General features: G+C 57.8%; 15 protein-coding genes and 2 rRNA genes (1 of these 17 cut by a window edge). 8 read left to right on the top strand and 9 right to left on the bottom strand.

Annotated features, from left to right (window positions below):
* Nucleotides 1-2 precede the first annotated feature (2 nt).
* The 4 genes from lptA to KYK33_RS02080 are packed head-to-tail and all read right to left on the bottom strand — an operon-like array spanning nucleotide 3 to nucleotide 2,623.
* Complete coding sequence (lptA, locus tag KYK33_RS02095; RefSeq protein ID WP_042041910.1) at nucleotides 3-527, bottom strand: lipopolysaccharide transport periplasmic protein LptA; 525 nt, start codon at nucleotides 525-527, stop codon at nucleotides 3-5.
* The gene (gene lptC / locus KYK33_RS02090) at nucleotides 514-1,074 is read right to left on the bottom strand and encodes an LPS export ABC transporter periplasmic protein LptC (protein WP_042041962.1); all 561 of its coding nucleotides are present in this window, start codon (nucleotides 1,072-1,074) and stop codon (nucleotides 514-516) included. The genes lptA and lptC overlap by 14 nt, the downstream gene beginning before the upstream one ends.
* Nucleotides 1,074-1,628, bottom strand: coding sequence for a 3-deoxy-manno-octulosonate-8-phosphatase KdsC (gene kdsC / locus KYK33_RS02085; RefSeq protein WP_224431889.1), 555 nt, complete (start codon nucleotides 1,626-1,628; stop codon nucleotides 1,074-1,076). The genes lptC and kdsC overlap by 1 nt, the downstream gene beginning before the upstream one ends.
* Nucleotides 1,628-2,623 (bottom strand): KpsF/GutQ family sugar-phosphate isomerase, encoded by a 996-nt coding sequence (locus KYK33_RS02080; protein ID WP_042041912.1) that lies wholly within the window; start codon nucleotides 2,621-2,623, stop codon nucleotides 1,628-1,630. Before KYK33_RS02080 ends, kdsC begins: the two co-directional genes overlap by 1 nt.
* 206 nt (nucleotides 2,624-2,829) lie before the next feature.
* Here KYK33_RS02080 and mlaF point away from each other — a divergent pair, with 206 nt between their 5' ends.
* Genes mlaF through murA form a run of 7 tightly spaced genes read left to right on the top strand, consistent with a single transcriptional unit; the run spans nucleotide 2,830 to nucleotide 7,349 of the window.
* Entirely contained in the window at nucleotides 2,830-3,630 is an 801-nt protein-coding gene (gene mlaF / locus KYK33_RS02075; protein ID WP_042041913.1) for a phospholipid ABC transporter ATP-binding protein MlaF, read from the top strand.
* A complete protein-coding gene (gene mlaE / locus KYK33_RS02070) occupies nucleotides 3,630-4,409 on the top strand; it encodes a lipid asymmetry maintenance ABC transporter permease subunit MlaE (protein ID WP_224431888.1) in 780 nt (259 codons plus the stop codon). The genes mlaF and mlaE overlap by 1 nt, the downstream gene beginning before the upstream one ends.
* 7 nt (nucleotides 4,410-4,416) lie before the next feature.
* Nucleotides 4,417-4,914, top strand: coding sequence for an outer membrane lipid asymmetry maintenance protein MlaD (mlaD, locus tag KYK33_RS02065; RefSeq protein ID WP_224431887.1), 498 nt, complete (start codon nucleotides 4,417-4,419; stop codon nucleotides 4,912-4,914).
* Nucleotides 4,915-4,916: 2 nt separating this feature from the next.
* A complete protein-coding gene (gene mlaC / locus KYK33_RS02060) occupies nucleotides 4,917-5,549 on the top strand; it encodes a phospholipid-binding protein MlaC (protein WP_042041916.1) in 633 nt (210 codons plus the stop codon).
* The gene (locus KYK33_RS02055; RefSeq protein ID WP_042041917.1) at nucleotides 5,546-5,818 is read left to right on the top strand and encodes an STAS domain-containing protein; all 273 of its coding nucleotides are present in this window, start codon (nucleotides 5,546-5,548) and stop codon (nucleotides 5,816-5,818) included. The genes mlaC and KYK33_RS02055 overlap by 4 nt, the downstream gene beginning before the upstream one ends.
* Nucleotides 5,818-6,075, top strand: coding sequence for a BolA family iron metabolism protein IbaG (gene ibaG, locus KYK33_RS02050; protein WP_005891007.1), 258 nt, complete (start codon nucleotides 5,818-5,820; stop codon nucleotides 6,073-6,075). The genes KYK33_RS02055 and ibaG overlap by 1 nt, the downstream gene beginning before the upstream one ends.
* A gap of 17 nt (nucleotides 6,076-6,092) precedes the next feature.
* Nucleotides 6,093-7,349, top strand: a complete 1,257-nt coding sequence (gene murA / locus KYK33_RS02045; RefSeq protein ID WP_224431886.1) for a UDP-N-acetylglucosamine 1-carboxyvinyltransferase — start codon at nucleotides 6,093-6,095, stop codon at nucleotides 7,347-7,349.
* Between the two features lie 76 nt (nucleotides 7,350-7,425).
* On the opposite strand, the gene pmbA is transcribed toward murA, so the two are convergent.
* Nucleotides 7,426-8,769, bottom strand: a complete 1,344-nt coding sequence (gene pmbA / locus KYK33_RS02040) for a metalloprotease PmbA (RefSeq protein ID WP_224431885.1) — start codon at nucleotides 8,767-8,769, stop codon at nucleotides 7,426-7,428.
* A gap of 112 nt (nucleotides 8,770-8,881) precedes the next feature.
* On the opposite strand from pmbA, the gene yjgA reads away from it, so the two are divergent.
* On the top strand, nucleotides 8,882-9,406 hold the full coding sequence (yjgA, locus tag KYK33_RS02035) for a ribosome biogenesis factor YjgA (RefSeq protein WP_042041922.1): 525 nt from the start codon (nucleotides 8,882-8,884) through the stop codon (nucleotides 9,404-9,406).
* A 75-nt stretch (nucleotides 9,407-9,481) separates the two neighbouring features.
* On the opposite strand, the gene KYK33_RS02030 is transcribed toward yjgA, so the two are convergent.
* From KYK33_RS02030 to KYK33_RS02015, 4 genes are all read right to left on the bottom strand, one after another.
* Nucleotides 9,482-12,580 carry a transglycosylase domain-containing protein gene (locus KYK33_RS02030; protein WP_042041923.1) on the bottom strand — a complete coding sequence of 1,033 codons (3,099 nt, stop codon included), beginning with the start codon at nucleotides 12,578-12,580 and terminating at the stop codon, nucleotides 9,482-9,484.
* Between the two features lie 205 nt (nucleotides 12,581-12,785).
* On the bottom strand, nucleotides 12,786-13,103 hold the full coding sequence (tmaR, locus tag KYK33_RS02025) for a PTS system regulator TmaR (protein WP_042041924.1): 318 nt from the start codon (nucleotides 13,101-13,103) through the stop codon (nucleotides 12,786-12,788).
* Nucleotides 13,104-13,437: 334 nt separating this feature from the next.
* A 5S ribosomal RNA gene (gene rrf, locus KYK33_RS02020) occupies nucleotides 13,438-13,552 on the bottom strand.
* 123 nt (nucleotides 13,553-13,675) lie between these two features.
* A 23S ribosomal RNA gene (locus tag KYK33_RS02015) occupies nucleotides 13,676-15,367 on the bottom strand (it continues 1,198 nt past the right edge of the window).

Raw genomic sequence — 15,367 nt, 5'->3', positions numbered from 1 at the left:
GTTTATTTGTCCTGCTTCTTGTCGGCGGGCTTGTCGAAGTTCTCAACCTGATCAGGCAGGAAGACCGTCTTGACGCGATTGGTCTCCCCCTTGCTCTCGGCGATCATCTTCTGCTTGACGATGTCATAGCGAATGAGGTCGCCGTTGACCTGGCTGTCCTCCTGCTTGAGTTCACCGTTGCCGGTAATGGTCACCAGGCGGTTCTTCAGCTCATAGCGGATGCTGTCACCGTGCGCATTGACCGGCTTGCCGTTATCGAGGATCTGGAAGAAAGTGGCGGGCTTGCCATAGGCGGTCATCACCTCGGCACCCTTCTCGCCGGAGCGGATCACCACGACCTTGTCGGCCTTAATCTTGATGGTGCCCTGGGTGATGATCACATCGTCACTGAAGGTGACGCGATTATCCTGCATCTCGGCGATCTGCTTGACGGCGTCCACATACACCTTCTCGGCGAAGTCGGACTCTTTGGCGTTGACGCCACCGCACAGCAGCAGTGCCAGGACGGCCAGATTAACGTTTTTCATTGAAATAGATGGCATGACCTTGATCCAGTAATTCGAAATATTTGCGATCCAGATGACCCTTCAGGCCCACGCCCTCGGTCTGGAACTCTTTGGCGACTATGTTGACCTGCCGATTGCTTCTCACATCCTGGGTCACCAAGTCCAGCTCCAGATAGGGTGTGTCCAGGGTGGAGATGAAGGAGGTGGGCAAGAGGCCATCGAGATGGACCTTGTCGCGCAGTATCACGTTGTCGTCCGTGTTGAGCACTCCCGTCTCGGCGGTCACCTTCCACTCTTCCTGACCCTTGTCATCAAACAGATAGACGATGGGCTTGTCGAAGGTAGCCTGCTCGAGCAGCTGAAAATACTCGGCATAGACAGACTCCAGCCGCTCGCTGCGCTTGCCTGTCTCGTCGAAGCGGGTGGTCACCAGATCCTTGGCGATGAAGTCCGGCTGATAATGTTCTGTCTTGGTCGCGGCTGGCGGCGCCAGGGTCACGTCTCCCAATTGCCAGATGGCCAAGGCAGCCAGGAAGAGCACTGCAAACAGCAAGGTCTGGCGATTGATCATGCCGACACCTCGGCCAGCTCATCGGCATGGCCCTGAGCCTGCAAGATGAGATCGCACAACTCGCGTACCGCCCCCATGCCGCCACCCAAACGGGTGACCAGATCGGCCCGGGCCGCAACCAGTGGATGAGCATCGGCAACTGCGACCCCCAGCCCACAGGCCTGCATCACCGGCAGATCTATGGTGTCATCCCCCATATAAGCGGCCTGAGTGGCCTCCAGGCCCAGTTTGGCCAATAGCGCCTCAAAGTGAGGCAGCTTGGTGTCCGCCCCCTGTACCAGATGCTTGACCCCCAGACTCGCCATCCGGTTGCTGACGATGCGCGAGTTGCGGCCGGTGATGATGGCAATCTCAATCCCCGCCTTCATCAAGGCCTTCATGCCTGCCCCGTCCCGGGTGCAGAAGGTCTTGAGCTCTTCGCCATCGTTGCCCATATAGATGAGGCCATTGGAGAGCACGCCGTCCACGTCGCACACCAGCAGGCGTATACGGGCAGCCTTCTCATACTGGGCTGCCGTCACTGGGCCATAGGGCGTTGCAATCTGTTGCATCAAATCACTCCCGCCTTGAGCAGATCGTGCATGTTGAAGGCACCGAGCGGTCGTTTGTCCGCATCAACTACCAGCAAGCCATTGATTTTTTTCGTTTCCATCAGCTTTACCGCCTCGGCGGCCATCATCTCCGGTCTTACGGTAACACAGTTGGCCGTCATCACCTGCGCGATAGGCGTGCTGTGAATATCGACCCGCAGATCCAGAATGCGGCGCAGGTCACCATCGGTAAACAGGCCGGCCAACAGGCCGTCGCCATCGACCACGGCCGTCATGCCGAGCCCCTTGCTGCTGACTTCCAGCAGAGCCTGACTGATGGTGGCATCTATCCCCACCCGGGGCAACAGATCTCCGGCATGCATCAGATCGCCAACCCGCAGCAGCAGGCGCTTGCCCAAGGATCCCCCCGGATGGGAGAGCGCGAAGTCATCGGCGGTGAAGCCACGGGCTTCCAGCAGAGCCACCGCCAGAGCATCTCCCATGACTAAGGTGGCCGTGGTGCTGGAGGTAGGGGCCAGTCCCAGGGGGCAGGCCTCTTGCTCGACCCTGACACAGAGATGCACATTCGCCTCTTTGGCCATGGTCGAGGCTGGATTGCCGGTCATGCAGATGAGCGGTATGCCTCGGCGCTTGAGTACCGGCAGCAGGGCCAGGATCTCGTCGCTCTCCCCGGAGTTGGAGATGGCGATGATGAGATCCCCTGCCGAGATCATGCCAAGGTCCCCATGACTGGCTTCGCCAGGATGCAGGAAAAAGGCCGGGGTACCCGTACTGGCCAGGGTAGCGGCAATCTTGTTGCCGATGTGGCCGGACTTGCCCATGCCAGTGATGACTATCTTGCCCCCGCAGCCCAGCATCAGCTGGCAGGCACGAACAAAGGTCTCGTCCAGATACTGATGCAAGCCCTCGATGGCTTGTTTCTCTATGTCCAGCACCGCTTTGGCACTGCGACGAAAATCGAACATTTCAGACAGGTTTTCAGGCTTGATAGACATATGGGGAGAGCTCCGGGCCGAAATTAGCTGCGGGATTATAAAAAAGTCTGTCCAGATAAGCGAATCTGATGGTTTCTGGCGAGCATGATGGGGGGCGAAAGGCCGGAAACTGTCGCCGACAGAGGGGACTGGCCTGCTCAATAGTTGTGCCTTGTTGTTGCTTAGACCTAGACTAGCCCATAAAATTCGCTCTTCATTTGCACCCGATGGACAATTGTTTGAACAACGATCTGATCACCATCTCCGATCTCAGCTTCAGTCACGGCGATCGCCTGCTCTACGACAACATCAGCCTCACCATCCCCCGTGGCAAGGTGACCGCCGTGATGGGGCCAAGCGGGATCGGCAAGACCACGCTGCTGCGGCTGATCGGCGGTCAACTCAAACCCGATGCCGGCACCATACTGTTTGACGGTGAGGACGTGCCCAGCCTGTCGCGCGGCCGACTCTATACCCTGCGCAAGCGGATGAGCATGCTGTTCCAGAGTGGTGCCCTCTTCACCGGCATGACGGTGTTCGACAATGTGGCCTTCCCCCTGCGTGAGCACTCCGGCTTGCCCGAGGCGCTGATCCACACCATCGTCATGATGAAGCTGGAAGCCGTCGGTCTGCGCGGCGCGGCATCCCTGATGCCCTCCCAGCTCTCGGGGGGCATGGCCAGACGCGCTGCCCTGGCAAGGGCCATCGCCCTGGATCCGGACCTCATCATGTTCGATGAGCCCTTCGTCGGCCAGGATCCCATCACCATGGGGGTGCTGGTAAAACTTATTCGCGAGCTCAACGATGCCCTTGGCATTACCTCCGTCATCGTCACCCATGATGTCACCGAGGTGATGGGCATCGCCGATTACGCCTATATCATCGCCAATCGCAAGGTCGTGGCCCAGGGCACGCCCCAGCAGTTGCGGGAGGATCGCAATCCCGAGGTCGAACAGTTTCTGCAAGGGCTGCCCGATGGTCCGGTTCCATTTCATTTCCCGGCTGGCGAACTGCTACAGGATCTATGATGTTGATAAGTCAAATAACCCAGTTGGGGCGATCCGGGATCCAGTCTCTGACCGCCATGGGACGGGCGACCATAATGCTGTTTCACGCCCTGGCCGGTCGCCCGCAACCGCGCAAGCACTTCCCGCTGCTCATCCAGCAGCTCTATGTGGTGGGGGTGCAGTCGGTCGCCATCATCCTGGTCTCCGGCCTCTTCATCGGCATGGTGCTCTCGCTGCAGGGTTACAACGTACTGAAAGACTTCGGTGCGGAAGGCAGCCTGGGGCCGCTGGTCTCCCTCTCCCTGCTCCGTGAGCTGGGTCCTGTGGTCACGGCGCTGCTGTTCGCAGGCCGGGCCGGTTCAGCACTCACCGCCGAGATAGGTTTGATGAAGGCGACCGAGCAGCTCTCCAGCCTCGAGATGATGGCGGTCGATCCCCTGCGCCGCGTGGTGGCCCCCCGTTTCTGGGCTGGCGTCATCAGCATGCCGCTGCTGGCCTTCATGTTCAGCCTGATTGGCATCATGGGTGGCAAATTGGTCGGGGTAGACTGGCTCGGCGTCGATGAAGGCGGCTTCTGGTCCGCCATGCAGGCCGCGGTAGACTGGCAGGACGACATCATGCAGGGCGCCATCAAGAGCGTGATCTTCGCCCTGGTTGTCACCTGGATTGCGCTCTTTAACGGTTATGATGCCAAGCCCACCTCGGCTGGGATAAGCCAGGCCACGACCCGCACCGTGGTCAACTCCTCCCTGGCCGTGCTCGGCCTGGATTTTATACTCACCGCAATCATGTTTGGATAAGGTAAAGATGAAGTTCAGCAAAGTAGAATTCCTGGTTGGCGCCTTCATGCTGGCCGGCATCGCGGCCATTCTGGCGTTGGCACTGCAAGTCGCCGGTTTGAGCTTTAAACCTGAGGGAGAAACCTATACCCTGCGCGCCCATTTCGATAATATCGGCGGCCTGAAAGTGCGCTCGCCGATCAAGGTGGGCGGCGTGGTAGTCGGTCGAGTCAGTGACATCAGCCTGGACAGCAAAACTCAGGTGCCCGTTGTCACCCTGGAGATGCAAAAGAGTGCCGGTGAGTTCTCCGAAACCAGCAGCCTCTCCATCCTGACCTCTGGCCTGCTCGGCGAGCAATATATCGGCCTGGCACCCGGTTTCTCCGACGAGGAGATGGGGACAGGCATGCTCAAGAATGGCGACATCATAGAAGACACCAAGTCCGCCATAGTGCTCGAGGATCTGATTGGCAAGTTCTTGTATAGCCAATCTTCCGACAGCAAAGATGACACCAAGAAGGAGTAACCATGTTGAAGAAAATGACCCTGCTGATCGGGCTGATGACCAGCATATTGTTCTCCTTGGTGGCCCAGGCCGAGAGCTATCCGAGCGACCCCTATGCTCTGGTCGATACCGCAGCCAAGCAGACTTTCGCCCGCTTGAAGGCCGATCAGGCACAAATCAAGCAGGATCCGGATCACCTGAGAGTCATCATCCGCGAAGAGCTGCTGCCCTATATCGACACCCGCTTTGCTGCCTACAAGGTGCTCGGCAACCAGATCAAAGAGACCACCCCGGCCCAGCGTGATGCCTTCGTGCAGGTGTTCACCGAATACATGGTGAGCTCCTATGCCGATGCCCTTGCCCATTTTGACAAGCAGGTGGTCAAGGTCGAACCGGGCAAGCCCGCGACAGGTAACATCACAGCGGTCAGCGTCAGCGTCAAGGAGAGCGGCAAGCCCGATCTCTTCCTCGAATTCAAGCTGCGCAAGAACAACAAGACCGGTGAGTGGAAGGCGTTTGACATGGTGGCCGAAGGCATCAGCCTGCTCTCCGCCAAGCAGAGCGAGCTCGGTGGCCTGATCCGCCAGAACGGCATAGACGCCGTGATTGCCCAGCTGCAGGCCCACAACGCCAAGCCGCTGGTACTCAAGTCATGACATTCGGTGCCGACCTGCAATCCGAGCAGGTCATCACTCTGTGGCAGAGCCGCGATCAGTGGTGGCAGCAAGACAGTCTGGACCTCAGCCAGGTCGAGCGACTCGACTCCGCCGGGCTGGCGCTGCTGGTCAAGTGGGCCAAGGCCGCACTGGCCCGGGGCGCCCAACCACAGCTGATCAATGCCACCGCCGACATCTATACTCTGGCGACCCTGTACGGGGTCGTCGCTCTTTTCCAACCCATTGCCCAACAAACCGAGGACGCATAATGCAAGTCTCTGAAATTGAAGCACTACTCCTAGAGGCATTGCCCCTGTCCGAAGTGCACGTCAAAGGGGATGGCAGTCACTACCAGGTGATCGCCGTCGGCGACATGTTCGACGGCATGAGCCGGGTCAAGAAGCAGCAGGCCATCTACGCCCCGCTGATGGACAAGATCGCCACCAACGCCATTCATGCCCTCTCCATCAAGGCCTTTACGCCTACCGAGTGGGCCCGTGAACGCAAATTTATCCTGCCCTCCTGATTTGGTATTTAAGTAACATGGACAAATTCAAGATCGATGGTCGTTGTACTCTCAACGGCGAAGTGACCATCTCCGGCGCCAAAAACGCCGCCCTGCCGATCCTGTTCGCCACCTTGTTGTGTGACGAAGAGATCCAGCTCTCCAATGTGCCCCGCCTCAAAGATGTCGGCACCACCCTCAAGCTGCTGGAGATGCTGGGTGCCAGCACCAGGGTCAACGGTAACGTGACCGTACTGACCGGTGCCGTCAACAACCACGTCGCCCCCTATGAGCTGGTCAAGACCATGCGCGCCTCCATACTGGCCCTCGGCCCCCTGGCCGCCCGCTTCGGTGCCGCAGACGTCTCCCTGCCTGGCGGTTGCGCCATTGGAGCCCGTCCGGTCAACCTGCATGTGCATGGCCTGGAGCTGATGGGTGCCAAGATCACCATCGAAGATGGTTACATCAAGGCCCGTGTCGATGGTCGCCTCAAGGGTGCCCACATACTGATGGACATGATCTCCGTCACCGGCACCGAGAACCTGATGATGGCCGCTGCCCTGGCCGATGGTCGCACCGTGATCGAGAACGCCGCCCGTGAGCCGGAAGTGGTCGATCTCGCCAACTTCCTCAACACCCTCGGCGCCAAGGTGCAGGGTGCAGGCACAGATACCCTGACTATCGACGGGGTCGAGAAGCTGCACGGTGGCGCCTACAGCGTCCAGCCGGATCGCATCGAAACCGGTACCTTCCTGGTCGGTGCCGCCGTCACCGGTGGCAAGGTTGTCTGCCGCAAGACGGACCCTTCCCTGCTGGAAGCTGTGCTGGTCAAGCTGGAAGAGGCGGGCGCACTCATCGAGAAGGGCCCAGACTGGATCAGCCTGGATATGACGGGCCGTACCCTCAAGCCAGTCACCATCAAGACCGCTCCCTACCCGGCCTTCCCGACCGACATGCAGGCCCAGTTCACCGTGTTGAACGCGGTCGCCAAGGGCACCGGCATGGTCACCGAGACCATCTTCGAGAACCGCTTCATGCACGTGCCGGAACTGGTGCGGATGGGCGCGGATATCGAACTGCAGGGCAACGTCGCCATCTGCCGTGACACCGAGCAGCTCAAGGGTGCCCAGGTCATGGCCACCGATCTGCGCGCCTCCGCCAGCCTGGTTCTGGCTGGCTTCGTCGCCGAAGGCACCACCATAGTCGAGCGTATCTATCACATCGACCGTGGCTATGAAGACATAGAGCACAAGCTGCAGGCCCTGGGTGGTCGCATCGAGCGTATCGCCGGCTAAACCGCATGCTGGCCAACAAAAACGGCCCCCTCGCCTGGCGAGGGGGCCGTTTTATTTTGCCGTGCAGGGCAAAGACTCAGTGGCCGGCCAGCTTCATGTTCTCGATCAGCACAGAGCCGGTCTTGAGGCTGGAGCGTTCATCCTCGTCGGTACCGACTGCCACTATCTGGCGGTACATGTCATTGAGGTTGCCCGCGATGGTGATCTCCTCGACCGGGTAGGCTATCTCGCCATTCTCGACCCAGAACCCAGCCGCGCCACGGGAGTAGTCGCCATTGACGATATTGACCCCCTGCCCCATCAGCTCGGTCACCAGCAGACCCGTGCCCATCTCCTTGAGCAAGCCCTGGAAATCCTGACCCGTGTGTGACACCTGCCAGTTGTGAATGCCACCGGCGTGGCCCGTGGTGGTCAGCCCCAGCTTGCGCGCCGAGTAGGAGGTGAGCAGCCAGCTCATCAGGCTGCCATCGCGGATGATGTCGCGATCCTGGGTACGCACCCCCTCACCATCGAAGGGCGAACTGGCCAAGCCCCCCAGCAGATGGGGGAACTCCTGGATCCTGAGCCAGGCAGGCAGGATCTGTTCGCCCAGACGACCTTGCAGGAAGCTCGACTTGCGGTAGAGATTGCCGCCGCTGATGGCCATCACCAGATGGCCCCACAGACCGGCTGCGGTATCGGGGTGGAAGAGCACAGGAGCATGGCGGGTCGTGATCTTGCGGGCACCAAGACGGGCTAGAGTACGCTCTACGGCCTCGTCGGCGATGCGTTGCGGGCTCCAGAGCCCGGCAAGGTCACGGCTGGAGGAGTAACCATAATCGCGCTGCATGTCGCCATCCTGCTCCCCGATCAGCATGCAACTCAGGGAGTTACGCGAGGCCGCATAGCCCTTCACAAAACCGTGACTGTTGCCATAGACCTTGATACCGAGGTGGCTGGAGAAACCGGCACCATCGGAGTGCTTGATCCGGCTGTCTCGATTCAGGGAGAGCCGCTCGCACTCGATAGCCAATGCGATGCCACGCTGGGGATCCAGCTCTATGGGGTGACAGAGCTGCAAGTCCGGGGCATCCCAGGCGAGCAGCTCGGGATCGGCCAGGCCGGCACAATCATCGGCCGAAGTGTGGCGGGCAATCTCGATGGCCGCCTCGACGGCGGCACGAATCGCGGACTGGCTCAGATCCGTGGTCGATGAGGATCCCTTGCAACCGTTGCGGTAGACGGCGATGCCCAGCGCCCCATCCTTGTTGAATTCGATGCTTTCCAGCTCGCAGCCGCGGGTATTGACCGACAAACCGGTCTGCTTGCTGATAGAGACCTCCGCCAAGGAGGCGCCCAGCCCTTTGGCAATCTCAAGCGCCTCGGCCACCACGGCCTCCAGTTGCGCCTGATCCTGGCGGATTTCGTCTTGCTGCGTCATAACTCAAGTCTGCGTGAAGAAAGGAAGGGGGCTAAGCATATCAGACCCCTGCGCCCAGCGGGAGAAACTGGTAACATATCGACCAAACGCGAATGACAGGATATGAAGAATAATGAGCCACTTTAACGATGAGCAAGAGTTGGATGACTGGGGCCCCAGCAAGAGCCAGTTGAAGCGTGAGGCCGAGATACTGCAGCAGATGGGTGATGATCTCGTCGATCTCAGCCACAGCGAGCTGGAACGTATCACACTGGACGAAGAGCTGGCGGAAGCTATCGAACTGGGTCGTAAACTCAAGCCCAAGAAGGATGAGTCCTACCGCCGTCACCTGCAGTTCATCGGTAAACTGATGCGCAGTCGCGACATAGCGCCCATCACCGAAGCACTGTCGATCTTCAAGAATCGCCACTCCACCATCAATGCTCGCCTGCACCGCCTGGAGCAGTGGCGCGAGCGCTTGATCGTCGAAGGGGACGAGGCTCTCAATGAACTGATGTCCCAGTTCCATGAACTGGACCGCCAGAAGCTGCGCCAGTTGATCCGCAACGCCAAGAAAGAGCGCGAGCATAACAAGCCGCCCGCGGCGTTTCGCGAGATCTACCAATATCTGCGTGGCGAGATAGAAGACCAGTTGTAAGGGAAGTGATGGGCGGATATCGCCATAAAAACGGGGCCATCAGGCCCCGTTTTCGTATCTGGCATTCCCTTGTTCTCAACCCGCAACCGGTGCCAGACACTGGGTCTGGGTCCCAGGCACCAGATAAGGAGTGAGCAAGGGAGCCATGCCCTTGAGCACCTGCACTGGCAGCGCCGACGTGAAGCGGAACTTGTCTGACTGACTGCCAGGTACATAGGCGGTCAGGGTTCCGAAGTGATCATCGCCGATGAAAAACACGAAGGTAGCCGTGCGGTTACGAGCCAGGGAGCTGGTGACGTTACCGTAGCGTCCCACGGTTTCAAGCCTGTTGTCCCCTGTCCCCGTCTTGCCACCCATGGTCAGCACTGTGCCGTCGGCCAGGGTAAAGGCGCCAGAGATGCGCCGCGCCGTGCCGCCTTCCACCACTTTGGAGAGCGCACCCCGCAGGGCTGTCGCCACCTCGGAGGGTAGCACCCGCTCACCCTGGGTATGGAGTGGCTCAAATTCGGTCTCGAACGGCGTGCCCTTGGCAAACGACAGGTGGTCGATGCGCAAGGTCGGTGCCCGGATACCATCGTTCTGAATGATACCCATCAGCTCGGCCAGGGCCGCCGGCCGGTCGCCCGAGCTGCCCAGGGCGGTGGCCAGAGAGGGCACCAGGTGATCGAACGGATAGCCCACCTTGGCCCAGCGCTGATGAATGTCGAGGAAGGCCTCCACCTCCAGCATGGTACGAACCCGGGTATCGCGGGCACTGCGATGGCGGGTCTTGAACAACCAGCTATAGACCTCCTGACGTTCGTCCCGACTCGCCAGCACCGCATCGGCGAACGTCGCCTTCTCATAGGCCTTGAGATAGGAGACCAGCCAGAGTTCGAGAGGGTGTACCCGCGCGATATAGCCCTGATCCGGTAGTGAATACTTACCTGGACCATAGGAGTCATAGAGCTGGCTGATACGCTTTTCACTCAACTGATTACGCAGCACCTTGGGCAGACGCGCATCCAGGAAGGCGGTGAAGGTCGGTAAATCCGCATCGGGGTAGAGATAGCGATGCACAGCCGCCAAACGACTCGCACTCGGTTTGAGCCCATCGAGGAAGGTATCGATCTGTTCGGTCGGGGTCTTGCCATTGTATTTACGCCAGAAGCGCAGCAAATAGGTCTGCCCCTCCTTATCGGCAAACCGGGTCAGATACTCGGTGCGGCGCGGATCCTTGTCATCCTTGAGCAGCTGATTGCGGTTACCTTCCTTGTAGAGGGTATAGCGCACCAGATCACGCATCAGACGCACGAATGGCAGGTTGAGGGACTCGCGCAGCGCGTCACGGATCGACGGATTGCGATTGTTATCGTACTTGTTGAAGTTGTTGAAGGTGTGCATGCCGCCGCCCGTGAAGAAGCCTTCATAGGGGCTGGCCGAATATTTGCGATCCAGTGCCACCTCCAGCATGGTGGACAGGCTCTTGTCCTTGGCCGAGGCCAGATAGGAGACTGCCCAGCGGCTGATGTTGTCCTGGGGGGAGAGATCCAGCTTGCGCAGGTTCTCAGCCGGCATATCCACATAGTTGTCATGCAGTTCGGCGACGATCTGCAGATAAGTCGTCAGCACCCGCAACTTGGCGGTAGATCCCAGCTCCAGCTTGCTGCCCTCGTTGATGTCGAAGGGTTGATCCGTGTTGTCGGTCTGTACCCGAACCTTGAAGCCATCCTGGGATTTCTCAAACAGGGTAAAGCTATAACGCACATCCCCCGTCTTCTCCGGCGAGAGTAACCGCTCACCAAATAAACCGACCTTCTCGGCAAAGACGGGATCGGCCAACTGATGCAGGTAGCCAGTGATCTCTTTTTGCAACGGCATATTGAGGCTGGTCTCGGCGGTCAAATCCATGCGATCCAGATCGTACAACTGCACCCCTAGCTGGCGGCTCAAACGAGTGCGAGCAACCTGCAACCCCTTGTTGTTATTGACCTTGGTAATAGCGGGTGACTGCAAGAAATCCCGGTATTTGATCTTGGCCTTAAGGCCAGCCGCCATCAGATCCGGGGTAATCATGCCCTCTTGCACAAAGAGACGCAGATAGCTGTCGGTGAGCGCGGACAGGGCATCACGCCCCTGAGCGAGGTAGTAGGAGGGACGACGGTGGGCGATCATCAAGGAGACCACCTGGCGCAGTGCCAACCCTTTATCGTCCAGGGAGGCATCCTGATTGCGCGCAGGATCGAGCAGGCGATTCACCTCGGCCACATCGGCACCAAACCATACCCAGAGACCATCACCCAGTCCATGCACCTCGCCATGACCAGGAGCCGCCGACAAGGGGACAGAGTTAAGGTAGGCCCAGGCGACCAGTTTGCGCGCTTCCAGGGTTTCAGGCCCCAATCGATAAGCCCTTACGCTGGCTGAAATCATCTGACGGATCTTCTCAGTCGGCGAGACGGTCAAACCATCGGGTGAGTGCCGGTATTTCTCCACCTGGGTCGCCAGGGTACTGCCACCCGCCGACTGCCCTTCCATGTCCAGCGCCTTGCCAAGCTGGGAGACGGCCGCCTTGGTAAAGCGTGGCCAGTCGACAGCGGGATTCGCCAAAGGCTGCTCATTACTCAGCAGATCGCGGTTCTCGATGAACAGCAAAGACTGCACGACCAGAGGCGGGATCGCGGCAAAATCGGGGTAGTAATAAGTGGGATAGTGGAACGCGTAGAAAGAGTCGGCCCGGCAGTCATGCAGGGTCAGACCAGCCTGTACCTTCTCGGTGTATGGTACGAAGAAACCACGTTTGGCATAGTCGTAGAGCGCATCGGAGAAGCGTACCTGCGCGCTCACCTCATAGCCTCGCTGAAGCAAGCGCTCCTGCATCATGGGCAACAAGACATAGCCCAACCGTTTATCAAAGGGGCCGTCATCCGGGAAGATAATCTGTTTGCTCGGCCCTGGCTCGACCTGATATGTCAGCTTGGCCGCATAACGGGAAATCTCTTGTGATTGAAGCTTGGAGGTCTTCATCTCGTAAGCGATCAGCAGGCCTGCCGCTATCAGGCAGAGCAAGATAAACAGACAGAATAGCCAACGCCACCAGGAGCGACGCTTGCGCTTTTTGGGACCGCCCTCTGGCGGGACGGGAAACTCTTGAGGTGCCACTGTATCCAGATCCGTCCGTTGTAATGCGCCCATATTTGCCCACCATGGTTACGCAATTTATTGTGTTTCACTCAAGCTTAGTCTTTTCAAGTCAATGGCTTGAAAACTATTCACCGCTTCGTGCCGATGGTAACAGGCCGACCTCCAAAATGGGAGTCGATTGTCTCGTTCTAACCCGCTGTACTCATGCAAAAACACCGGCGATGTGCCGGTGTTCAATATCTCTATCCTGGATGGATTACTTCTGGGAGCTCATCGCTTTCAGCTTGGAGCTCAGCTCCTTACGCTCCTTGGAGAGCTCAGCATTCTTGATGATATGGTCATCGACTCGCTCTTCATAGTCGGTGCGCATGTTGGCGATGATGGCCTGAACTTCATCTATGCTCATGCCCGGCTTGATGTAGTCACTTAGGTTATCGAGCAACAGTACTCGCTTCTGGTTATCACGGATTTTTTTCTCGTTATCGGTGATCTCGCGTTTGAGCTTGTTCTGACGACGAGACATACGCACGTATTCCAATACATCGCTAAAAGTAGATTTATTTACTTGTTCCATATCGATACCACTGACTCAAGGTTGATAAAAGCGGGGGGCAGGTTACGCCTGATACGAAAAACCATCTGCAGAAAAGCAGGCGAACATCACTTCTCTTCACTCTACCGAGTTATATGACAGATACAAGCCTATTGCGTGCTAACGCTAGATGTCCGGCCAGTAAACATATGATTTGAAAAGAGGAAGTAAGCAGAAGGTAACATGGAGGATCTATTCCTTCCGGAATTTCAAGCATGAAAAAAGCCCGCTCGTGAGAGCGGGCTTTCAGGGTCTTGCTACCAGTCAAATGCCTCTGCATTTGTGGCCAATCACATCGCTGTGACCGTAATTAGGAGCCTGGCAGTGTCCTACTCTCGCATGGCGAATGCCACACTACCATCGGCGCTACCGCGTTTCACTTCTGAGTTCGGCATGGGATCAGGTGGGTCCACGGCGCTATGGCCGCCAGGCAAAAAACTTCATCCGGAAAGCTGATGTGAATAACGACTTAGCCTGTTTGCTTCGTCACTATCACTGAATTTGTAAGTAGTCTCGCACTTGCTACAAGTCTCAGAACACTTCTTGGGTGTTGTATGGTTAAGCCTCACGGGTAATTAGTATGGGTTAGCTCAACACGTCGCCGCGCTTACACACCCCACCTATCAACGTTGTGGTCTCCAACGGCCCTTTAGGACCCTCAAGGGGTCAGGGATGACTCATCTCAGGGCTCGCTTCCCGCTTAGATGCTTTCAGCGGTTATCGATTCCGAACTTAGCTACCGGGCAGTGCCACTGGCGTGACAACCCGAACACCAGAGGTTCGTTCACTCCGGTCCTCTCGTACTAGGAGCAACTCCCTTCAATCATCCAACGCCCACGGCAGATAGGGACCGAACTGTCTCACGACGTTCTGAACCCAGCTCGCGTACCACTTTAAATGGCGAACAGCCATACCCTTGGGACCGACTTCAGCCCCAGGATGTGATGAGCCGACATCGAGGTGCCAAACACCGCCGTCGATATGAACTCTTGGGCGGTATCAGCCTGTTATCCCCGGAGTACCTTTTATCCGTTGAGCGATGGCCCTTCCATTCAGAACCACCGGATCACTATGACCTACTTTCGTACCTGCTCGACCTGTCCGTCTCGCAGTTAAGCTGGCTTATGCCATTGCACTAACCTCCTGATGTCCGACCAGGATTAGCCAACCTTCGTGCTCCTCCGTTACTCTTTGGGAGGAGACCGCCCCAGTCAAACTACCCACCAGGCACTGTCCGCGAGCCCGATTCAGGGCCCTGCGTTAGAACATCAAACATACAAGGGTGGTATTTCAAGGACGGCTCCACGACAACTAGCGTCATCGCTTCAAAGCCTCCCACCTATCCTACACATGTAGGTTCAATGTTCAGTGCCAAGCTGTAGTAAAGGTTCACGGGGTCTTTCCGTCTAGCCGCGGGTACACCGCATCTTCACGGCGAATTCGATTTCACTGAGTCTCGGGTGGAGACAGCATGGCCATGGTTACACCATTCGTGCAGGTCGGAACTTACCCGACAAGGAATTTCGCTACCTTAGGACCGTTATAGTTACGGCCGCCGTTTACCGGGGCTTCGATCAAGAGCTTCGCTTGCGCTAACCCCATCAATTAACCTTCCGGCACCGGGCAGGTGTCACACCCTATACGTCCACTTTCGTGTTTGCAGAGTGCTGTGTTTTTGATAAACAGTCCCAGCCATCTGGTCACTGCGACTCCCAACTGCTCCATCCGCAAGGGACTTCACTGTCAAGAGCGAACCTTCTCCCGAAGTTACGGTTCTATTTTGCCTAGTTCCTTCACCCGAGTTCTCTCAAGCGCCTTGGTATTCTCTACCCGACCACCTGTGTCGGTTTGGGGTACGATGACTTGTAATCTGAAGCTTAGAGGCTTTTCCTGGAAGCATGGCATCAATGGCTTCACCACCGTAGTGGCTTCGTCTCGTGTCTCAGCGTTGCATCTCCGGATTTGCCTAGAGATACCGCCTACGCACTTTCACCAGGACAACCGTCGCCTGGCCCACCTAGCCTTCTCCGTCCCCCCATCGCAATTACAAGTCGTGCAGGAATATTAACCTGCTTCCCATCGATTACGCCTTTCGGCCTCACCTTAGGGGTCGACTCACCCTGCCCCGATTAACGTTGGACAGGAACCCTTGGTCTTCCGGCGAGGAGGCTTTTCACCCCCTTTATCGTTACTTACGTCAGCATTCGCACTTCTGATATCTCCAGCATACCTCTCGATACACCTTC

Source organism: Aeromonas rivuli (assembly GCF_020149575.1).
Classification (GTDB): domain Bacteria; phylum Pseudomonadota; class Gammaproteobacteria; order Enterobacterales; family Aeromonadaceae; genus Aeromonas; species Aeromonas rivuli.
Note: the sequence above shows the minus strand (reverse complement) of the source record. Positions and strands in the feature narration are given on the sequence as shown.